The sequence below is a fragment of the Pseudomonas sp. Irchel 3F6 genome (genome assembly GCF_900187595.1).
Lineage (GTDB): Bacteria > Pseudomonadota > Gammaproteobacteria > Pseudomonadales > Pseudomonadaceae > Aquipseudomonas > Aquipseudomonas siliginis.
In genome coordinates, this window is the sequence record NZ_FYDP01000003.1 from 277,673 (window position 1) to 299,154 (window position 21,482).

General features: G+C 60.1%; 13 protein-coding genes. 5 read left to right on the top strand and 8 right to left on the bottom strand.

Translation table 11 applies throughout. The features are described 5' to 3' along the window. Position 1: 1 nt before the first annotated feature. The 3 genes from waaF to CKW30_RS27565 form a co-directional block, all read right to left on the bottom strand. The gene (gene waaF, locus CKW30_RS12905; RefSeq protein WP_095180992.1) at positions 2 to 1,036 is read right to left on the bottom strand and encodes a lipopolysaccharide heptosyltransferase II; all 1,035 of its coding nucleotides are present in this window, start codon (positions 1,034 to 1,036) and stop codon (positions 2 to 4) included. A gap of 326 nt (positions 1,037 to 1,362) precedes the next feature. Continuing rightward, complete coding sequence (gene glnE / locus CKW30_RS12915) at positions 1,363 to 4,302, bottom strand: bifunctional [glutamate--ammonia ligase]-adenylyl-L-tyrosine phosphorylase/[glutamate--ammonia-ligase] adenylyltransferase (protein WP_095180994.1); 2,940 nt, start codon at positions 4,300 to 4,302, stop codon at positions 1,363 to 1,365. Beyond that, the gene (locus CKW30_RS27565) at positions 4,299 to 4,424 is read right to left on the bottom strand and encodes a hypothetical protein (protein ID WP_256584330.1); all 126 of its coding nucleotides are present in this window, start codon (positions 4,422 to 4,424) and stop codon (positions 4,299 to 4,301) included. The genes glnE and CKW30_RS27565 overlap by 4 nt, the downstream gene beginning before the upstream one ends. Before the next feature lie 262 nt (positions 4,425 to 4,686). On the opposite strand from CKW30_RS27565, the gene aceE reads away from it, so the two are divergent. The 5 genes from aceE (at position 4,687) to msrA (ending at position 14,799) form a co-directional block, all read left to right on the top strand. Continuing rightward, entirely contained in the window at positions 4,687 to 7,332 is a 2,646-nt protein-coding gene (gene aceE / locus CKW30_RS12920) for a pyruvate dehydrogenase (acetyl-transferring), homodimeric type (RefSeq protein ID WP_041477616.1), read from the top strand. An 11-nt stretch (positions 7,333 to 7,343) separates the two neighbouring features. Then, a complete protein-coding gene (aceF, locus tag CKW30_RS12925) occupies positions 7,344 to 9,305 on the top strand; it encodes a dihydrolipoyllysine-residue acetyltransferase (protein WP_095180995.1) in 1,962 nt (653 codons plus the stop codon). Positions 9,306 to 9,582: 277 nt separating this feature from the next. Further along, positions 9,583 to 10,980, top strand: a complete 1,398-nt coding sequence (locus CKW30_RS12930) for an alkaline phosphatase D family protein (RefSeq protein ID WP_095180996.1) — start codon at positions 9,583 to 9,585, stop codon at positions 10,978 to 10,980. 254 nt (positions 10,981 to 11,234) lie between these two features. Beyond that, a complete protein-coding gene (locus CKW30_RS12935; protein WP_095180997.1) occupies positions 11,235 to 13,931 on the top strand; it encodes a bifunctional diguanylate cyclase/phosphodiesterase in 2,697 nt (898 codons plus the stop codon). Positions 13,932 to 14,133: 202 nt separating this feature from the next. Beyond that, positions 14,134 to 14,799: a peptide-methionine (S)-S-oxide reductase MsrA gene (gene msrA, locus CKW30_RS12940; protein ID WP_095180998.1), complete on the top strand. Its 666-nt coding sequence runs from the start codon at positions 14,134 to 14,136 to the stop codon at positions 14,797 to 14,799. A gap of 124 nt (positions 14,800 to 14,923) precedes the next feature. On the opposite strand, the gene CKW30_RS12945 is transcribed toward msrA, so the two are convergent. The 5 genes from CKW30_RS12945 to putP form a co-directional block, all read right to left on the bottom strand. Next, on the bottom strand, positions 14,924 to 15,763 hold the full coding sequence (locus CKW30_RS12945; RefSeq protein ID WP_016772007.1) for a 23S rRNA (adenine(2030)-N(6))-methyltransferase RlmJ: 840 nt from the start codon (positions 15,761 to 15,763) through the stop codon (positions 14,924 to 14,926). Positions 15,764 to 15,927: 164 nt separating this feature from the next. Continuing rightward, entirely contained in the window at positions 15,928 to 16,248 is a 321-nt protein-coding gene (locus CKW30_RS12950) for a hypothetical protein (protein WP_056787448.1), read from the bottom strand. Positions 16,249 to 16,579: 331 nt separating this feature from the next. Next, on the bottom strand, positions 16,580 to 17,293 hold the full coding sequence (locus CKW30_RS12955) for a DUF4123 domain-containing protein (RefSeq protein ID WP_095181164.1): 714 nt from the start codon (positions 17,291 to 17,293) through the stop codon (positions 16,580 to 16,582). Continuing rightward, positions 17,283 to 19,298 carry a type VI secretion system tip protein TssI/VgrG gene (tssI, locus tag CKW30_RS12960; protein ID WP_095180999.1) on the bottom strand — a complete coding sequence of 672 codons (2,016 nt, stop codon included), beginning with the start codon at positions 19,296 to 19,298 and terminating at the stop codon, positions 17,283 to 17,285. The genes CKW30_RS12955 and tssI overlap by 11 nt, the downstream gene beginning before the upstream one ends. Before the next feature lie 347 nt (positions 19,299 to 19,645). Beyond that, complete coding sequence (putP, locus tag CKW30_RS12965; RefSeq protein WP_095181000.1) at positions 19,646 to 21,130, bottom strand: sodium/proline symporter PutP; 1,485 nt, start codon at positions 21,128 to 21,130, stop codon at positions 19,646 to 19,648. Positions 21,131 to 21,482 lie beyond the last annotated feature (352 nt).

A 21,482-nucleotide genomic window follows, 5' to 3' on the forward strand; every position in this document is an offset into this window, starting at 1 on the left:
GTTAATGAACCTCGACCACGGAGCCCTGCAACTTCTGCAAGGCATCGTTGACCGCTTCCGGCATCAACTGACGCAGGCAGTTGTAATGGCCGAACCGGCAAGTGCGATCAAAGCACGGGCTGCATTCGATGCCCAGGCGCACGATCTCGACCTGCTCAGCCAGCGGCGGGGTGAAGCCCGGCGAGGTCGAGCCGTATACCGCGACCAGCGGACGATTCAATGCCGCAGCGACGTGCATCAGGCCGGAGTCATTGGACACAACGGAATCGGCGCAGGACAGCAGGTCAATGGCCTCGGCCAGCGAGGTGCCGCCGCTGAGGTTGACCGATTCTTCGCGCAGGCCCGGGATCAAACGTGCGCGGATATCTTCACCGACCGCGTGATCGTTTTTCGAGCCGAACAGCCACACCTGCCAGCCTTCGCGGATGCGCGCTTCGGCGACCTTGGCGTAATGCTCGGACGGCCAGCGCTTGGATTCGCCAAACTCGGCGCCGGGGCACAGGGCCAGGACCGGGCGATCAAGGCTCAGGCCGAACTTGACCAGTGCCGCCTCGCGGGTCACCGGGTCGATTTGCAGACTCGGGCGCGGGTACGGCTTCGGCAGCTCGGCGTTGGCTTCATAGGCCAAGGCCATGAAGCGCTCGATCATCAGCGGGTAGCGTTCTTTGTCGAGAGTGCGCACGTCGTTGAGCAGGCCATAGCGGAATTCGCCGCGCCAGCCAGTGCGTTTCGGGATGCCGGCGAAAAACGGCACCAGCGCCGACTTCAGCGAGTTGGGCAGCAGGATCGCCTGATCGTACTGACCGCGCAGGGACTTGCCGATGCGTCGGCGTGTCGCCAGTTCCAGCGCGCCGTGGCCGAGCGGGAAGCTCAAGGCCTTGCGCACTTCGGGCATGCGCTCAAGGATCGGCCGGCTCCATTCGGGCGCCAGCACGTCGATTGCGCATTGCGGGTGGCGCTGCTTGAGACACTGAAACAGTGTCTGCGCCATCACCATGTCACCGACCCAACTGGGCCCAACGATCAGAATATTCATGTGGTTTCCAAAAACGAACCGGGGAGGCATTTACGCCTCCCCGCCTCGAGAATTCTACAAACACTGTAGATCTACTGTGGGAGCGGGCTTGCCCGCGATGGGGTCTTCACATTCAACATTATTGTCGTCTGATACTCCGCTATCGCTGGCAAGCCAGCTCCCACAGGGTTTTGCATCTGTTTCAACATCTGCATTTCAGCGCAGATCACTGTGGGAGCGAGCTTGCTCGCGAAGGGGCCATCACATCCGACATCGGTGTCGTCTGACACTCCGCCTTCGCGAGCAAGCTCGCTCCCACAGGGTATTGGGTGCTGCATAAACCGCTTTCAGCTTAGCCCCATCTCTTTCCAGATCCGCAAAACCTGCCGGCGTTCGTCGGCAAACTGGTCGCCCGGTATCACCCCGGCGTCCTTCTGCAAGGCCTGCCGGTGGGCGGCGGAGCGATAGGCTTTGTAGGCCTCGCGCAACAGACTGGCATCTTCTGCGGGCATCAGCCCTTCGTGTTCCAGCTCTTCCAGAATGCGGATGTTATCGGTCCAGCGCAGCAGCGGCGGATGGCTGTGCGACCACGCCAGGGCCGCGTATTGCACCATAAATTCAATATCGACGATACCTCCGGCGTCCTGCTTGAGGTCGAACGGCACGCCCGCGTCGAACGCATTCGCCGCCGTGCCGGCTGCGGTGCTGCGGGTGCCGAGGTTATCGCGCATCTTGGCGCGCATCTCGCTGACTTCCTGTTGCAGTTTGGCCAGATCCCGTGGTTTGCCCAACACCTGCGCGCGGACTTTTTCAAAAGCCTGGCCAACATCCTGACTGCCCACCAGCACGCGCGCGCGCACCAAGGCCTGATGCTCCCACGTCCAGGCTTCGTTTTCCTGATAGCGCGCGAATGCGCCGAGGGAGCTCACCAACAGCCCGGAAGCGCCGGACGGCCGCAGGCGCATATCCACTTCATACAGCTGGCCGGAATTGGTCTGCGCTGTGAGCAGATGAATGATCCGCTGCCCCAGGCGCGTGAAGAACTGCGCGCCGTCGATGGATTTCGGCCCGTCGGTTTCCGCCTGCGGATCGCCGTCATGGATGAACACCAGATCCAGATCGGAACCATGCCCCAATTCGATACCGCCGACTTTGCCATAACCGACAATGATGAAGCCGGGATCGCACAGCGTGCCGTCGGTGCGCAGCGGCGTGCCGTACTTGGCCACGGTCTGCCGCCAGGCCAGGGCCAGCACTTGTTCGAGAATCGCCTCGGCCAGCCAGGTCAGGTAATCGCTGACTTTCATCAACGGCAGACTGCCGGCGATTTCCGAGGCGGCGACGCGCAAGCGGTGCGCCAGTTTGAAATGGCGCAGGGCTTCCATTTGCTGCTCGAGGTCGTCTTCGGGAATTCGCGTCAGGCGTTCGCGCAACTCGGCCGCCAGTTCCGGCGCCAGCGGCGGCTTGAACAGCCGGCCCTCGTTAAGCAATTCGTCGAGCAGCAGCGGGAAGCGCGTGATCTGCTCGGCAATCCACGGGCTCGCCGCACACAAAGTCAGCAGGCGGCGCAGCGCGCCGGGGTTTTCCGTGAGCAAAACCAGATACGCCGAACGCCGCGCCACCGCCTCCACCAGCGGCAGCACGCGCTCGAGTACCAGATCGGGATTTTCATGCTCCACCGCTTGCGCGAGCAGTCGCGGAATAAAAGCATCGAGACGCTCGCGCCCCAGCCGCTGCATCGCGCGCAATTGCGGACTGCCACGCAAACCGGCCAGCGCTTTCAGGGCTTTGCCGGCATCGACGAAACCTCCCTCCTGCAACTGTCGGCACGCGGCCTCTTCGTCCTGTTCTTCCTCCCACAGCGGCAGCCATTCGCCACCGACCACCACTTCGCTTTCGCCGCCCTCTTCTTCGTCGGGATCGGCGATCACCTGGGCGAAATGCCAGGCTACGCGCCCGCGCCAGTACATCAGCTGTTGGTGGAACGCCGGCCAATCGGCGAAACCCAGCATGAAGGCGATCCGCGCCTGATCCTGCGCGCTGTCCGGCAGCATCTGCGTCTGACGGTCGGCAATCGCTTGAATGGCATGTTCGGTGTAACGCAGAAACTCGTAACCCTCGCGCAGTTCACTGACCACCGCCGGCGGCAGATAGCCCTGCCCTTCCAGCGTGCTCAACACCTTTAATAGAGGACGCTGTTGCAGGCTCAGATCGCGGCCCCCGTGGATCAACTGAAAGGCCTGAGCGATGAACTCGACTTCACGAATGCCGCCGGAGCCGAGCTTGATGTTGTCGGCCATGCCTTTGCGCCGCACTTCCTGCTGGATCAGCTGCTTCATGGTGCGCAGCGCTTCGATCGCCGAAAAATCCAGGTAACGGCGGTAGACGAACGGCCGCAGCATGTCGAGCAACTGCGCGCCGGCAACCTGATCGCCAGCCACCACCCGCGCCTTGATCATCGCGTAGCGTTCCCAGTCGCGGCCCTGATCCTGGTAATACTGCTCCAGCGCATTGAAGCTGAGCACCAGCGCGCCGGACGATCCGTAGGGGCGCAGGCGCATGTCGACGCGAAACACGAAGCCGTCGACGGTCATCGGATCGAGGGCCTTGATCAGACGCTGGCCGAGGCGGATGAAGAATTCCTGATTATCCAGCGAGCGTTTCACGCCGACGGTTTCGCCGCCTTCGGGGTAGGCGAAGATCAGGTCGATATCGGAAGACAGATTCAGCTCGACCGCGCCGAGTTTGCCCATGCCGAGGATGACCATCTGCTGCGGCTCACCGCTGCGCCGGCCGGTGGGTGTGCCGAATTGCTCGCAATGGCGGCTGTACAGCCATTGATAAGCCTGATCGATGGTGGCGTCGGCCATGTCCGAGAGGTCACGGCAGGTCTGCACCAGATCGGCCTGACGGGTCAGGTCGCGCCAGATGATCCGCACCTGATGCCGTGCACGCTGACGGCGCAAGGCGCGGCCGACTTCGTCTTCGCTCTGCGCGCAGTTCACGGCGGCGGCGATCTGTGCGCACAGTTCGCCGGGCGCGAACGCCCGATCAAGTTCGCCGGACGCCACCAGCGACAGCAACATCAAAGGGTCACGAATGCTCTGTTCAATGACAAATTCGCTGGCGGCGCTGACGCGGGCGAATTGCGCCCAGCGCTCCGACGTCCAGTTCGACAGGCCGTGATCGTCTTCAAGGGCGGCGACGGACGTACGGAACGACTGCTCGGATCGGCTGACCAACGGCAGGAGAATGGCGGGCAGTTCGGCAAGCACGGGCAGGGTCATGGTCTATCCTTGATCGGCGTAATAAGGGCCGCTTGTAGTGAATGATGAAAACCCGCTACGTGAAGGACTGTCGAACAAAAGTTAGAAATAGCTGAAATTTCTTCTTCTTTGGCATCCAGCATCAAACTTTCACCTTATTCGGATGGAAATCGACCCGCCTTAACGATTATTCTCACAACGCAGTCGGAGGCCACAAGCCTTTCATCTGTAGTTTTACTACTCGTCTATACATTCGAAAGGCTGAAATGCCGGAAGATTTGTAGTAAAACTACACGCCGCCGGAACAACCTGTCGGCAATCCAAGAATTTTAAATCGTCTGCCCACAAGGCCAGTCGCAAACTCAGGCAACCGATTCTGGAAGCCTTTCCGCCCTGGAGCAAGCCATGCAAGACCTCGATCCCGTCGAAACCCAGGAATGGCTGGACGCCCTGGAATCGGTTCTCGACAAAGAAGGCGAAGACCGTGCTCACTATCTGATGACCCGTATGGGCGAACTCGCGACCCGCAGCGGCTCGCAGCTCCCTTACGCGATCACCACGCCTTACCGCAACACGATCCCCGTTACCCACGAAGCACGCATGCCTGGCGACCTGTTCATGGAACGCCGCATTCGCTCGCTGGTACGCTGGAACGCGATGGCCATGGTAATGCGCACGAACCTGCGAGATTCGGACCTGGGTGGTCACATCTCCAGCTTCGCTTCCAGTGCGACCCTGTATGACATCGGCTTCAACTATTTCTTCCAGGCCCCGACCGACGAACATGGCGGCGACCTGATCTACTTCCAGGGCCACACCTCGCCAGGCGTTTACGCCCGCGCATTCATGGAAGGCCGCATCACCGAAGACCAGATGAACAACTTCCGTCAGGAAGTCGATGGTCAAGGCCTGTCGTCCTATCCGCACCCTTGGCTGATGCCTGACTTCTGGCAGTTCCCGACCGTATCGATGGGTCTGGGTCCGATCCAGGCGATCTACCAGGCGCGCTTCATGAAGTACCTGGAGCATCGCGGTTTCATCCAGCCGGGCAAACAGAAAGTCTGGTGCTTCCTGGGCGACGGCGAGTGCGACGAGCCGGAATCCCTGGGCGCGATCTCCCTGGCGGGCCGCGAGAAGCTGGACAACCTGATCTTCGTCATCAACTGCAACCTGCAGCGCCTCGACGGCCCGGTTCGCGGCAACGGCAAGATCATCCAGGAACTCGAAGGCGTGTTCCGTGGTGCGCAGTGGAACGTGACCAAAGTCATCTGGGGCCGTTTCTGGGACCCGCTGCTGGCCAAAGACGTCGACGGCATCCTGCAACGCCGCATGGACGAAGTCATCGACGGCGAATACCAGAACTACAAAGCCAAAGACGGCGCATTCGTTCGCGAGCACTTCTTCAACACGCCTGAACTCAAGGCAATGGTTGCCGATCTGTCCGACGACGAGATCTGGAAACTCAACCGTGGCGGCCACGACCCGTACAAGGTCTACGCGGCGTACCACGAAGCGGTCAACCACAAGGAACAACCGACCGTCATCCTCGCCAAGACCATCAAGGGTTATGGCACCGGTGCCGGCGAAGCGAAAAACACTGCGCACAACACCAAGAAAGTCGACGTCGACAGCCTGAAGCTGTTCCGCGACCGCTTCGACATCCCGGTCAAGGACGAAGAACTGGAGAACCTGCCGTTCTTCAAACCAGAGCCGAACAGCGCCGAAGCCCGCTACCTCGCCGAGCGCCGTGCCGCACTGGGCGGTTTCGTGCCGCAGCGCCGCGCGCAGAGCTTCAGCGTACCGACCCCGGATCTGGACACCCTCAAAGCCATCCTCGATGGCTCGGGCGACCGTGAAATTTCCACCACCATGGCTTTCGTGCGGATCCTCGCGCAACTGGTCAAGGACAAGGAAATCGGCCCGCGCATCGTCCCGATCATCCCGGACGAAGCCCGTACCTTCGGTATGGAAGGCATGTTCCGTCAGCTGGGTATCTACTCCTCCGTCGGCCAGCTCTACGAGCCAGTCGATAAAGACCAGGTGATGTTCTACAAGGAAGACCAGAAAGGTCAGATCCTTGAAGAAGGCATCAACGAAGCAGGCGCCATGAGCTCGTTCATCGCTGCCGGTACTTCGTACTCCAGCCACAACCAGCCAATGCTGCCGTTCTACATCTTCTACTCGATGTTCGGCTTCCAGCGTATCGGCGACCTGGCCTGGGCCGCTGGTGACAGCCGTACCCGTGGCTTCCTGATCGGCGGCACCGCTGGCCGCACCACCCTGAACGGTGAAGGTCTGCAGCACGAAGACGGTCACAGCCACCTGCTGGCCGCGACCATCCCGAACTGCCGCACCTACGATCCGACCTACGGCTACGAGCTGGCGGTGATCATTCAGGACGGCATGAAGAAGATGACCGAAGAGCAACAGGACATCTTCTACTACATCACCGTGATGAACGAGTCGTACCAGCAGCCAGCCATGCCGGCCGGTGCCGAAGAAGGCATCAAGAAAGGCATGTACCTGCTCGAGGAAGACACTCGCGATGCGGCGCACCACGTTCAGCTGATGGGCTCCGGCACCATCCTGCGTGAAGTGCGTGAAGCGGCGAAGATCCTGCGTGAAGAGTTCAACATCGGCGCTGACGTCTGGAGCGTTACCAGCTTCAACGAACTGCGTCGCGACGGCCTCGCCGTAGAGCGCAGCAACCGTCTCAAGCCTGGCCAGAAGCCTAAGCTGAGCTACGTCGAAGAGTGCCTGAACGGCCGTAAAGGTCCGGTCATTGCTTCTACCGACTACATGAAGCTGTTCGCCGAGCAGATCCGTCAGTGGGTACCGTCCAAGGAATTCAAAGTCCTGGGCACCGACGGTTTCGGCCGTAGCGACAGCCGCAAGAAACTGCGTCATTTCTTCGAAGTCGACCGTCATTTCGTGGTGTTGGCAGCCCTGGAAGCACTGGCTGACCGTGGTGATATCGAACCTAAAGTCGTGGCCGAGGCCATCGTCAAGTTCGGCATCGACCCGGAAAAACGCAACCCACTGGACTGCTGAGGAGACATTTTGTGAGCGAACTCATTCGCGTACCTGACATCGGCAGCGGTGAAGGTGAAGTAATTGAACTGTTTGTGAAGGTCGGCGACCGCATCGAAGCCGACCAGAGCATCCTGACCCTGGAATCGGACAAGGCCAGCATGGAAGTGCCGGCCCCGAAAGCCGGCGTCATCAAGAGCCTGAAAGTGAAGCTGGGCGACCGTCTGAAAGAAGGCGACGAACTGCTTGAGCTGGAAGTCGAGGGCGCCGCTAAAGCGGCACCTGCGCCTGCCGCTGCGCCTACTGCGAAAGCCGAGGAAAAACCGGCTGCCGCTCCTGCTGCTGCCGCACCAGCCGCTGCTCCTGCTGCCGCTTCGGTACAGCAAGTGCACGTGCCGGACATCGGTTCGTCGGGCAAGGCACAGATCATCGAGATCCAGGTCAAGGTCGGCGACAGCGTCGAAGCTGATCAGTCGTTGATCACCTTGGAATCCGACAAGGCCAGCATGGAAATCCCGTCGCCTGCCGCTGGCGTGGTCAAGGCCATCAGCGTCAAGCTCAACGACGAAGTCGGCACTGGCGACCTGATTCTGGATCTGGAAGTGGCGGGTGCTGCGGCCCCTGCGGCTGCCGCTCCGGCCCAGGCTGCTGCACCGGCCGCTGCCGCTGCGCCTGCTCCGGCAGCCGCGCCAGCAGCACCGGTTGCCGACAGCGTTCAGGACATCCACGTTCCGGACATCGGCTCGGCTGGCAAAGCCAAGATCATCGAAGTGTTGGTCAAGGCGGGCGATACCGTTGAAGCCGACCAGTCGCTGATCACCCTGGAATCCGACAAGGCAAGCATGGAAATCCCATCGCCTGCCGCTGGCGTGGTGGAAAGCGTTTCGATCAAGCTGGATGACGAAGTCGGTACCGGCGACCTGATCCTCAAGCTGAAAGTCAAAGGCGCGGCCCCTGCTGCTGCCCCGGCTCCAGCTGCCGCAGCTCCGAGCGCTCCGGCACCTGCCGCTGCTGCTCCGGCTGCCGCTGCACCTGCTGCCGCCGCTCCAGCCGCCGCACCGGCCAAGCCGGGCGCGAAAGTTCACGCCGGCCCTGCCGTGCGTCAACTGGCCCGTGAGTTCGGCGTCGAGCTGAGCGCCGTTGGCGCCAGCGGTCCGCACGGTCGCATCCTCAAGGAAGACGTGCAGGTTTACGTCAAGGCGATGATGCAGAAGGCCAAGGAAGCCCCGGCCGCTGCCGGCGGCGCTACCGGTGGTGCGGGCATTCCGCCGATCCCGGTGGTCGATTTCAGCCGTTTCGGCGAAATCGAAGAAGTGCCGATGACCCGCCTGATGCAGGTCGGCGCCGCCAACCTGCACCGCAGCTGGCTGAACGTGCCACACGTAACGCAATTCGACTCGGCGGACATCACCGAGCTGGAAGCTTTCCGTGTTGCGCAGAAAGCCGTGGCCGAGAAGGCTGGCGTCAAGCTGACCATCCTGCCGCTGCTGCTCAAGACCTGCGCGCACTTGCTCAAGGAGCTGCCGGACTTCAACAGTTCGCTGGCGCCAAGCGGCAAGGCGATCATCCGCAAGAAATACGTCAACATCGGCTTCGCCGTCGACACTCCGGATGGCCTGTTGGTGCCGGTGATCAAGAACGTCGACCAGAAGAGCCTACTGCAATTGGCAGCCGAAGCGGCTTCGCTGGCTGAGAAAGCCCGCACCAAGAAGCTGTCGTCGGACGAGATGCAAGGCGCCTGCTTCACCATTTCCAGCCTCGGCCATATTGGCGGCACCGGCTTCACGCCGATCGTCAACGCGCCGGAAGTGGCGATTCTTGGTGTTTCCAAGGCAACCATCCAGCCCGTCTGGGACGGCAAAGCCTTCCAGCCGAAGCTGATGCTGCCACTGTCGCTGTCCTACGATCACCGCGTGATCAACGGCGCTGCAGCGGCACGCTTCACTCAGCGTCTGGGCAGTCTGTTGGGCGACATCCGCACCATCCTGCTGTAACTCAAACGGCCCTCCGGCGACGGAGGGCCGCTTGCTGTACCCTTTCGAGCGCCACACGCTCGTACCTCAACCCCGTCAATTGACGGGGCTTTTTTTTGCCTGAAATAAACCGGATCGCGCCTCTTTCCTACAACCTGCGCTGACATCGGCCACAGGTCTGGTCCACTTAACGCCAATATTTTCCGCCGCTGGCCAACTAACCTCTGCTCAGGAAAGTTGCTTCAACGCGCTCCGCTTATTTAATTCTTGTTTATTAAAATCTCGAACGGAATCGATCATGTTCAAACCGACTATCGGCCCTATCGTGGGCCACACCACAACTAACGAAGTGCGCATTTTCATGCGCGGCGAACAACAGGACAAAAAACGTGTATTTGCCGGAGTTCGCGCTCGCAAGGCCGGCACGGAAAAATGGTCGAACAGCGTATTTGCACTTTTGAAACCGGCCAATGACATGTCGGGTGTACTGGTATTGCAGGATCTCGAAGCTGATTGTGAATACGAATATCAAGCCGGCTGGTTAAGTCCGATGAATCCGGTGCATACCATCGACACGGTCATTGAGTTTCCATTGCAATGGCCGCGACAGCTCTACCGCTTTCGCACCCGCACCGCGAAAGCCAGCCAGCCTCGGGGCTTTGTCGTCGGTTCGTGCCGTTATCTGCGGATTACCGCTGGCGTCGCTTCCCTGCCGCAACTGGGCGACCGCATCTTTGGCTCGATCAATCGACTGGTCGAGAACAGTCATCTACCCGTCAGCGCGGTGATCATGACCGGAGATCAAGTGTATGTAGATGATTTGAATGTCATTGCTCCGGATCGCGAAGCCAAAGACATCCTGAAGAAATATCGAACGGCATTTTCGCAACCGAATATTCAGCGACTGATGTCCAATACATCGACTTACATGATGCTCGACGATCATGAAATAGAAGATAACTGGCCTGCCAATGCCACCGCAGCGGACGAGGACTTATATCGCAACGCCATGGCCGCTTATGAACTTTATCAAGCCAGCCACAGCCCGGTTTATGCATGTAATGAGAAGGGTCAGATAGACCGGGATACGTTGAAGCATTACTGGTATCAGTTTGGCGACAGCGATATCGCCTGGTTCGTCACCGACAGCCGCACCCGACGCAACCTCTCGAAAGAAGACCGGCGCATTCTCGACATCGAGCAGGAACAGACCCTGCTGCAATGGCTGATCCATAGCCCGGCACGAGTGAAGTTCGTGGTGACCAGCGTGATGTTCTATCCCGATCGCAAGTTCAACGGTGACGATGCCTGGAAAGCATTTCCCGAACAGCGTCTGCGCCTGCTGGAAACCATTCGCACTCACCGGATCAAGAACGTGGTGTTCGTCTCCGGCGACGTCCATGGCTCGCTGACCAGTCGCTTGAGTCACAGCGAGGACACCGATTTCGAGGTGCACACTATCGTGTCCTCGCCGCTGCACAACAGCAAATTGCTGCCGTATGCCAAGGCTTCAACGTTTATCCTCGATCAACCGCTGGTGCGCACGGCGGCAGGGGATTATCGGCACGAGCTGACCAGTGCAGTGGTGAGTCAGGACAATTTTGCGCATGTGGTGGTCGAGGCTGATCAGATATTGGTCAATTACCATGACCGCGATGGCAAGAACTTGCAGTCGATCAGTATGAAATTGCGTTGAAACACCCAAAGATCGCAGCCTTCGGCAGCTCCTACACAAGGCGCATTACCCTGTTGGGGCTGCGTGAAGCTGCGATCTTGTGCTCATTTCAGTTGTGCACTGGAGAAATGTTCACTGCAGCCGACATATTCTTATAGCACTTGGCCTTCATCTCTCTTGTCAGTCGGTGCCGCAATGATGCAACCTTGCCGCAGCCAACAGACAAGAGGGCGAGAGCCCGGCGCATTCAGCATATTTCCAAGCGAGTTTCCTTCATGAAGAGCCAGCCCGATGCCGCCAGCCGTATGGCGGCCGAGGTAGTGACGCAGTTGCCTGTGCCCTCGCGGCTCGGCATGCTGCGTTTCGAGCGCTTGAATGAAGCGAGTTGGGCAATGCTGTTCCTCGATCCCAACTGCGAACGCCAGTTTGGCCAGCCGGCCGTAGAGCTCTGCGCACTGGTCGGCTCGCCTTACGCCAGCCTGATGGAGCCCGAGGCGCGCTATCAACTGCACGATGCGATTCAGCAGCAGTTGAGCAAAAGCGCACATTACGTGGTGCGCTACACCCTGCACACCGCCGCCGGCGCGTTGAACATCCTCGAGCTGGGCGAAGCCTACAAACAGCACAACCGGCACTTGCTGCGCGGCTACCTGCTGGCGGTCGACGAGGTGTTCGACGAAACCCAGGCGCTGCCTTCGGTGGATCTGGAAACCCAGAACTCGCGCCTGCAAATCGCCCTTGAGCTGAACCAGCGTGCCCAGCAGGAACAACTGCAGCATCTGGAGCGCGTGCGTGCCCAGCAGGATCTGATTCTGCTGCTCGCACGCCAGCGCTACAGCACGCACAACTCGCTGCAGGAAGCCGCTGAACTGATCACCCGCTGCGCCTGCGATATCTACGAGATCGACTGCGCCAGCCTGTGGAACCTCGAAGGCCAGCGCTTGCTGCCGATCTCCGCTTACCATCGCGCGACCCAGGAATACATCCTGCCGGAGCCGATCGATATCAGCGGCTTCCCCGACTACATGGAAGCCCTGCACAGCAGCCGCGCCATCGATGCCCACAACGCCATGCACGACCCGCGCACCCGCGAGATGGCCGAGGCGATGCGTCCGCGTGACGTCAACGCCATGCTCGATGCCAGCATTCGCGTCGACGGCCAGGTTGTCGGCGTGTTGTGCCTGGAACAGACCGGCGTCACCCGTGCCTGGCAGTCCGACGAAATCGCCTTTGCCGGCGAACTGGCCGACCAGTTCGCACAAGTGATCAACAACCACAACCGGCGCACTGCCACCAGCGCCCTGCACCTGTTTCAGCGCGCGGTCGAGCAAAGCGCCAACGCCTTCTTGCTGGTCAACTGCGACGGCGTGGTCGAGTACGTCAACCCGAGCTTCACTGCGATCACCCAGTACACCACCGAGGAAGTCCACGGTCAGCGCCTGTCGGAACTGCCCGCCCTGGAAAATCTCAGCGAGCTGCTGTTCGATGCGCCCTCGGCGCTGGCCCAGAGCAACAGCTGGCAGGGCGAATTCAAGAGCCGACGCAAGAACCTCGAACCGTACTGGGGCCAGCTGTCGATCTCCAAGGTCTATGGCGATAACCGTGAGCTGACGCATTACATCGGCATCTACGAAGACATCACCCAGACCAAACTCGCGCAGCAACGTATCGAGCGCCTGGCCTATACCGACAACCTGACCAACCTCGGCAACCGTCCGGCATTCATCCGCAATCTCGATGAGCGTTTCGCCCGCGACAGCGATACGCCGATCAGCCTGTTGCTGGTGGACATCGACAACTTCAAGCGCATCAACGACAGCCTCGGTCACCAGACCGGCGACAAACTGTTGATCAGCCTCGCCCGGCGCTTGCGCAACAGCCTCAGCCCGAGTGGCAGCCTGGCGCGTTTTGCCAGTAACGAGTTCGCCGTGTTGCTCGACGACACCGATCTTGAGGCCGGGCAGCAGATCGCCAGTCAGTTGCTGATGACCCTCGACAAGCCGATGTTCGTCGACAACCAGCTTATCAGCGTCACCGGCTCCGTCGGTCTGGCCTGCGCGCCGCTGCACGGGCGCGATCCGCAAACCCTGATGCGCAACGCCGGTCTGGCACTGCACAAGGCCAAGGCCAACGGCAAACACCAGTTGCAGGTGTTCACTGAGGCGCTGAACGCCGAGGCCAGTTACAAACTGTTCGTCGAGAACAACCTGCGCCGCGCCCTGACGCAGAACGAGCTGGACGTGTTCTACCAGCCGAAACTGTGCCTGCGCAGCGGTCGTCTGCTGGGGATGGAAGCGCTGTTGCGCTGGAACCACCCGGAGCGCGGCATGATTCGCCCGGATCAGTTCATCAGCGTCGCCGAGGAAACCGGCCTGATCATTCCGATCGGCAAGTGGATCGCGCGTCAGGCGTGCCGCATGAGCAAATCCTTGACCGCTGCCGGCCTGGGCAATCTGCAGGTGGCAATCAATCTGTCACCGAAACAGTTCTCTGATCCGGATCTGGTCGCCTCGATCGCCAACATCCTCAGGGAAGAAGCGCTGCCGGCCAATCTGCTCGAACTCGAGCTGACCGAAGGCCTGCTGCTGGAAGCCACCGAAGACACGCATTTGCAACTCGACCAGCTCAAGCGCCTGGGCCTGACCCTGGCCATGGATGACTTCGGCACCGGGTACTCGTCGCTGAGCTATCTGAAGAAATTCCCGATCGACATCATCAAGATCGATCGCAGCTTCATCCACGAAATCCCCGACAACCAGGACGATATGGAAATCACCTCGGCGGTGATCGCCATGGCCCACAACCTGAAACTCAAGGTTGTGGCCGAAGGCATCGAAACCGCCGAGCAACTGGCCTTCCTGCGTCGACACCGTTGCGACGTCGGCCAGGGTTATCTGTTCGACCGACCGATTCCAGGCGGCGAGCTGATCCAGGCTCTCAAGCGCTATCCGCGCGGCCCGCTCTGCCTCTAACCCCGCTACCCCATTCTCGCCATAACATGCCGCCCCCTGTAGGAGCTGCCGAAGGCTGCGATCTTTTGATCTGGTTTTTAAAAAGCAAAATCAAAAGATCGCAGCCTTCGGCAGCTCCTACATTGGGTAGTGATTAACTCGGCATCATTCGGCACACTGGCGGTCTGACTTTTTACCTCCAACCTGACTGAGAGGAACGCTCATGGTTCTGCGCTCGGAAATTCTGGTGAACAAAAACGTGCTTCCAACCAAAGAACAAGCCCTGCCCGGCCGCGAAACCGCGATGACCCTGCCGGAAAAACACTTTGTCTTCGAAGACACCCCGCTGCTCGGTCCATTCTTTCAGGACGTCGACTTTGCGATTTTCGGTCTGGGTTGCTTCTGGGGCGCGGAACGACGTTTCTGGCAGCGCGAAGGTGTGGTCAGCACCGTGGTCGGTTACGCCGGCGGCTTCACGCCGAACCCGACGTACGAAGAAGTCTGCTCGGGCCTGACCGGCCACGCCGAAGTGGTATTGGTGGTGTATGACAAGGCCCAAGTCAGCTATGAAGAGCTGCTGGCGATGTTCTGGGAACTGCACAACCCGACTCAGGGTATGCGTCAGGGCAACGACATCGGCACCCAGTACCGCTCGGTGATCTACGCGACCTCGCCTGAGCATCTGGACGCGGCGCTGAAGAGCAAGGCTGTGTATCAGGCGGAACTGTCGAAGGCGGGTCTGGGCGAAATCAGCACCGAGATCGAACAGGCGCCGACCGTGTACTTTGCCGAGGCGTATCACCAGCAGTATCTGGCGAAGAACCCTGAGGGTTATTGCGGGATTGGCGGCACCGGCGTTTGCATGCCTGCGAGCCTGGCGGGCGACTAACCCCGCCTGATCGTTCCCACGCTCTGCGTGGGAATGCAGCCCGGGACGCTCCGCGTCCTGACAGCGGACGCAGAGCGTCCATTGAGGCATTCCCACGCGGAGCGTGGGAACGATCGCTCGGCGATCAGCTCTCGGCAATCAACCAATCCATCTGCCAGCCACCCTGAGTCTGCCCAAGCTTCTTCGACAACCACGGCAGCAACTCACGCAATTCTTCTTCCAGCCCCCACGGCGGATTGGCGATCGCCAGCCCGGAACCGTTCAGGCTGTTCGGCGTATCCAGCGGATGCACCAGCAGCTCCACACGCAGCAACTTCGGTGCACCCGTGCCTGCCAGGTCTTGATAGAAACGCCGCAATGCACGCTGATCCTTCACCGGATACCAGATCGCTGCCACGGTCTGGCGCATGCGGCCGATGGCTTCTTTCATCGACGCCGCGCAGCGCTGCATCTCGTCCAGTTGCTCGAACGGCGGATCGATCAGCATCACCGCGCGCTTCTCCTGCACCGGCAACATCGCCCGCGCCACGTGCCAGCCCTCGCCCAAATGGACCTTCACCCGACGATCGCCAGCCATATTGTCCTTGAGCAGCACGCCATCTTCCGGGTGCTTCTCATTGAGCATCACCCGATCCTGCGGCCGCGTCAGGCGCCGCGCCAGCTCGGGCGAACCCGGGTAATAGCGCAACTGGCCATCCGGGTTCATCTCGTGCAGCACCTTCATGTAATCAGCGGTCAGCGCCGGCAGGTCCGGCTGATCCCACAACCGCGCGATGCCTTCCAGGTACTCGCCGGTACGGTTGGCCTGATCGCCCTGCAAGTCATACAGACCGATGCCGGCGTGCGTGTCGAGATAGGCAAACGGCTGCTCCTTGCGCGACATCAGAGCGATGAGGCGGGTCAAGGTCAGGTGTTTGAACACATCGGCGTGATTGCCGGCATGGAAGGCGTGACGATAATTCATGGCTGCTCCTGCGAGGGCCGCAAAGTTTACCTTTTACCGGTCGGCAAGTCAGGGGTTCGCAGCCGAGCGGGCCTCAACATCAAAAGATCGCAGCCTTCGGCAGCTCCTACACGGGATACGCGTTCACTCTGTTCGAGCTGCCGAAGGCTGCGATCTTCTGATCTTCAGGCGGGCATGCTGCGCAAGCGTCTGCCGATGACATCGAGCACATCACAGCCATCGCGCAATGGGATGGCGCACAGCAGGGCGAAGTCGCTGAGGATCACGGAGTCGCATTCGATCGAGCCGCGCATGCACATGTTTTCCAGGACCTGGACCACGGCGCGGATGCGATGGTTGGCGGCGTCCATGAGGATGTCGAGGGGCACGTGGGTGTCGACGAACAGGCTGGGCATGTCACTGCAATTGCCGGTGAGGGCCATGAAGCGGTTGTCGGGGTGAGGAGTGATTTTTTCGTAGGGTGAATCAGTATGCATATTGGTCATTTTCCGGGTCCCATGATTGATAAACGTGAGCCGCCATCACACCTTCCTACGGGTTAGGGTGGCAGCTGTGCGCGGGAGTAGGAACCGAGCAATCATGGACCTCGGCCACGCCGAAGCGTGCCCCACGCACAGCCGCCGCGAACGATCTTACGGACTTGAACCAAGTGCCGCAAAAAGCCAACGAACTGTAACGTCATGAATGCGGGAATCCTTCATCCTGCCAACGCTCTCGCGGCGACAACGAAAAGACTATCCCTGCAACCCACCGCGCACCAGTTCATGAAAGCCGCCGCGATTCGAAGGAAACGTCCGAAGCGTTTGCCCCGAAATTTCACTCTGCCTCTGCCAGCAAAAACTCCAGAAGGGACGATCGTGACGAATCTTCCGACATCGATAATTTGAAAAACTGCCCGACCTTGCAGCGCAAAACAGCCTCGGGAAACGCCTCGAATATGGCCGGTCGCTCCTCGCTCAGCCATTGCAGAGCATTGGCGATGCGTACGCTTGCATCTGTCTGCGCCAAGAGCGATTGCGGCACGCTCCACCACGGAAAGACCCGCCCCGAAACCAGCGCACGGCCCGCGATTTCGATGGCTTGGCCATTGATCAAGGCTCGTGAAACGACTGGCAGCAATTGCGCGGAATTGACCTCCTCAGAGTGCAAAAGAGGCAGCAGAAACCGACCATCCCAAAAGCGGAAAAACACGGTTTTACCGTCCGGCATCAGCACTTGAGTCAGGCTGCGGAAATGTTCGACCAGCACGTCAAGATCCGCCGAAGACACCGCCAACCATCCCCAATCCCGGGATTCTGTTTCCGCCACCCAACGTAAAAACTCACTGTCTGCAGCGACAATTCCCACGTAGGGCATCACCGCGTCCCACTCGGCATAAATGGTTTCGGCCCAGACCGGATTCGCCGTGCCCTGCCAGGCTTTGAAGGCATCGGCGTCGCTGGCGCGGCTGAAAATGGCGAACAATTTTTCCGACGCATGCAGCGGCTGCCGCGCCAGCCATTGTTCAGGCGTCAATTCCTCACGCGGCACAAACACCATCCTTACAACGCTCACACTCCTCGCAGAATGGCGCATCACCTTTGAGACTCATGATCTGTGCGGCGGTGAGAATCGCCGCCGGCGCAGCGGCCAGTTTCTCCGGCAATCCCGGCACCACCGGCGCAGCGCTGGTCGCCGCCATCGGCGCGCCACCCACAACAATCGGCACGCTGCTGAAAATTCCGCCGGGGCCGATGTTGATCCACTGTCCGCCGGCCTGAATCGTCGCGCTCGCGCCGCCATCAATGACCACTTGCTGGCCTGCGCTGATATGGATCTGCGCCGAGGCGCTGGTGGCCTGGCTGTTCACCCGCACCTGCCGGTCGCCGAGCACGGACAAATGATCATCCTGCCTGACTTCGGTCTGGCGCTGGCCGTGGGTGATGCGTTGCTCGTCGGCCTTGAGTTCATGTCGGGCGGTGCCGGTGACCACCACACTGCGCTGGTTGTCGACCTGCAACTGCTGGTCGTTGAGCACATGCTGGGTCCAGTTGCGCTGGGCACGCAGGTAGATTTCCTCGGCGCCCTTTTTGTCCTCGATGCGCAGTTCGTTATAACCGCCACCGCCAGGACTGCTCTGGCTGCGGAAAATACTGCGGGTCTTGTCTGCCGGCAGATCCAGCGGCACCGGGGTCGCCGCATTCGGCAGGCAACCCATGACCAGCGGCTTGTCGGCATCGCCATCAATGAAGCCGACCAAAACTTCCATGCCGACGCGCGGAATCAACACGCTGCCGTAGTGATCGTGAGCCCAACCGGTCGCGACGCGCAGCCAGCAACTGGAGTGCTCGTTGAGTTCGCCATCACGATCCCAGGCCAATTGCACTTTGACCCGGCCATATTCATCGCAATGGATTTCCAGGTCTTTCGGGCCGGTGACCACGGCAGGTTGGTAGCCCGACATGCGCGGTTTTTCCGGGCAAAGCGCCGGACGAAAGACCACGTCCCACGGCGTGGCGACGAAAGTATTGCGGTAGCCCTGGAAGGATTCGCCATCGCTGGTCACCGATTCCTCAAGCACCTGCGGCTGGCGGCCGCGATGCTCGACACAGGTGAGCAACCACAGATCATTCCAGTCGCTGCGCGGATGCTCGGTGAGTTGCAGAAAATGCCCGCAGACCAGTGAGGATTCGTCGCTGCTGCCCTCGGCCTGACGGTAATCGGCAACGTGCCGTTCAAGCGCACGGCGCGTCAGGTGTCTGCCGGTTTCGCGATCGTTGAATTGGCCCGGAAAGAGGTAGTCCTCCAGCACCGGACGCTGCTCGCCGTCACTGCGACTTTCCAGCGACAGGCGTGGTTTTTCGAAGTTGTAGTCGCGCCGGGTGACGACGCTGGTGCGGGTTTCCACGCGCACGTTGAACCGTTGAATCGCCGGCGCGCCCGCCGACATGCCGCTGCCCGGCAGATACAACGTTGGCGCGGGCAGCTTGGGGAACACGGTCTGGTCGTCGCCGAACACCAGCAAATGGCCTTCGGGGCTGTGTTGAAAGTGGTAATGAATGCCGACTTCGGCACACAGGCGCTGGATGAAGGCCAGATCGCTTTCGGCGTATTGCACGCAGTATTCGCGCTCCGGGTATTCGCTGCCCAGGCGAAATTCAAAGGCATCGCGCAGGATCGAATGATCCTTGAGGATCTGCGTGACAATTTGCGGCACGCTCTGATGCTGAAAAATCCGCTGGTTGATGCGATGCCCCAGATACGTCAGACGCGGGACAAGGCTGAGGTGATAGCGTGTCAGACGTTTCCCGGAATCGCCCTGCCCGACCTGATAGATCTGACCATGAATACCGCAACCCTGAGCATCGAAACTCAGAAACGCCTGACCATGCAGCAGGCTTTCCAGATCCAGGTCCGGCCGCTCGCTGACCAGTTCCAGCTCGAAGCGAAAGGGTTGGCTGATGGCTTCCCTGCCCGTGAACTCAAGGACTTTGAGGTCATGCCGGGCGCCTTCGAGGGTCAACGTGAAACGCGGTTGATTGGCAGGCGCGAACATCCGATGTCTCTCTGCAGTGTGAGGGCGGGCGATTCTGCATGAGGGGCAAGGGGTGCTGAGCAGGTGACGGCAAATTCAGATTTGCCCTACGTGGTTTGCTGAAAGGACCTTTAGAAATTAGCACTTTGACTACAGACATTCCTTCAAGCCGGTCAGTGTCCCTGTGGGAGCTGGCTTGCCAGCGATGAGGTCGGCACATTCAACTTATCGCTGACTGACACACCGTCATCGCTGGCAAGCCAGCTCCCACAGGGTTCTCCAGTGTTGTTGAAGAATCACAGGCAACAAAAAACGGCCCGCCTCCGGTAGGAAGCGGGCCGTTTTCATGTGAGCCGAAGCTCAGTCCATCACTTGTTCAGATGGAAGTCTTTTTCCGCTGCCTCGAAACGCTCAACCATGCCGCGAGTCGGTTCACCCGCCTTGCTGACAAAGTAGATGGCCAGGCTGGCGAAGATGAAGCCAGGAATGATTTCGTACAGACCCAGCAGTTCGAAATGCTTCCAGACCACCACGGTGATCGCGCCGACCAGAATGCCGGCCAGGGCGCCGTTGCGGGTCATGTCTTTCCAGACGACCGAGATCAGCACAACCGGACCGAACGCAGCACCGAAACCGGCCCAGGCGTAGGACACCAGACCCAGTACGCGGTTTTCCGGGTTGGCAGCCATCGCGATAGCAATCAAGGCTACCAGCAGCACCATGGCACGACCGACCCAGACCAGTTCCAGTTGCGAAGCGGACTTGCGCAGGAAGGCTTTATAGAAGTCTTCGGTCAGGGCGCTCGAGCACACCAGCAACTGGCAGCTCAGGGTGCTCATCACCGCCGCCAGAATGGCCGACAGCAGTACACCGGCAACCCATGGGTTGAAGAGGATTTTCGCCAGTTCGATGAACACGCGCTCCGGGTTCTCGGTCACAGGACCGGCCACTTCCGGGTGCGCCGAGAAGTAAGCGATACCGAAGAAGCCCACTGCCACTGTGCCGCCCAGGCAGAGGATCATCCAGGCCATGGAAATGCGACGCGCCTTGGCGATCGACTTCACCGAATCCGCCGCCATGAAACGCGCGAGGATGTGCGGCTGGCCGAAGTAGCCCAGACCCCAACCCATCAGCGAGATGATGCCGATGAAGGTGGTGCCTTTGAGCATGTCGAAGTTGCTCGGATCCTGCGCTTCGATGGCCAGGAACGTGGTGTCGACGCCGCCAGTGGCCAGCAGGACGATGATAGGCGTAAGGATCAGCGCGAAGATCATCAGCGTGGCTTGCACGGTGTCGGTCCAGCTCACCGCGAGGAAACCGCCGATGAAGGTGTAAGCAATCGTCGCCGCAGCACCGGCCCACAGCGCCGTTTCGTAGGTCATGCCGAACGTGCTTTCGAACAGACGGGCACCAGCGACGATGCCGGAAGCGCAGTAGATGGTAAAGAACACCAGAATCACGATCGCCGAGATAATCCGCAGCAAGCCGCTTTTATCTTCGAAACGGCTGGAAAAGTAATCCGGCAGAGTCAGGGCATCGCCGTTGTGCTCGGTCTGCACACGCAGACGGCCGGCGACGAACAGCCAGTTCAGGTAGGCACCGACGATCAGGCCGATGGCGATCCAGCTTTCAGACAGACCGGACATGTAGATGGCGCCCGGCAGGCCCATCAGCAACCAGCCGCTCATGTCGGAGGCACCGGCAGACAGCGCGGTGACGACGCTGCCGAGGCTGCGACCACCGAGAATATAGTCAGAAAGGTTGTTGGTGGAGCGATAGGCCATCAAGCCGATCAGCACCATTGCTGCGATGTAGATCACGAATGTGATCAGGGTTGGATTGCTTACGCTCATTGAGTTACGCCCTGGCTTTGTTTTTATGTAGCGGCGGTGGTGAACCGCTCGCAAACGACGACGTTTGGCAGACGATCCGGGATCCCGCGCATTTAAGACTGATGTTTCCCCAGGAAAGCCATCAGCCGGTACACCGGGTTATTCCCGGTTGCACCTTGGCGGCGAATGCTATGCAACAAAGCAAATAAGGTGCAACCAGTTTCGCGAGAATTAGTTGCACCCAGTCGGATTAATCGACGATCACCCCGTTTTTGCTCCCTTTTGTGGCAGTCACGCCTCTTTGCTAGAAGTAAAAGCACCAAGCAGGAGCAGCACTTTCGTACCAGAAATTATTTCCTGACGAGCTGCGTAT

What these genes read in the sequence shown, in the direction of transcription:
- putP (WP_095181000.1), bottom strand. Translation starts at nt 21,130, where the DNA reads ATGAGCGTAAGCAATCCAACCCTGATCACATTCGTGATCTACATCGCA.
- CKW30_RS12950 (WP_056787448.1), bottom strand. Translation starts at nt 16,248, where the DNA reads ATGACCAATATGCATACTGATTCACCCTACGAAAAAATCACTCCTCAC.
- msrA (WP_095180998.1), top strand. Translation starts at nt 14,134, where the DNA reads ATGGTTCTGCGCTCGGAAATTCTGGTGAACAAAAACGTGCTTCCAACC.
- tssI (WP_095180999.1), bottom strand. Translation starts at nt 19,298, where the DNA reads ATGTTCGCGCCTGCCAATCAACCGCGTTTCACGTTGACCCTCGAAGGC.
- waaF (WP_095180992.1), bottom strand. Translation starts at nt 1,036, where the DNA reads ATGAATATTCTGATCGTTGGGCCCAGTTGGGTCGGTGACATGGTGATG.
- CKW30_RS12930 (WP_095180996.1), top strand. Translation starts at nt 9,583, where the DNA reads ATGTTCAAACCGACTATCGGCCCTATCGTGGGCCACACCACAACTAAC.
- glnE (WP_095180994.1), bottom strand. Translation starts at nt 4,302, where the DNA reads ATGACCCTGCCCGTGCTTGCCGAACTGCCCGCCATTCTCCTGCCGTTG.
- CKW30_RS12945 (WP_016772007.1), bottom strand. Translation starts at nt 15,763, where the DNA reads ATGAATTATCGTCACGCCTTCCATGCCGGCAATCACGCCGATGTGTTC.
- aceE (WP_041477616.1), top strand. Translation starts at nt 4,687, where the DNA reads ATGCAAGACCTCGATCCCGTCGAAACCCAGGAATGGCTGGACGCCCTG.
- CKW30_RS27565 (WP_256584330.1), bottom strand. Translation starts at nt 4,424, where the DNA reads ATGCTGGATGCCAAAGAAGAAGAAATTTCAGCTATTTCTAACTTTTGT.
- CKW30_RS12935 (WP_095180997.1), top strand. Translation starts at nt 11,235, where the DNA reads ATGAAGAGCCAGCCCGATGCCGCCAGCCGTATGGCGGCCGAGGTAGTG.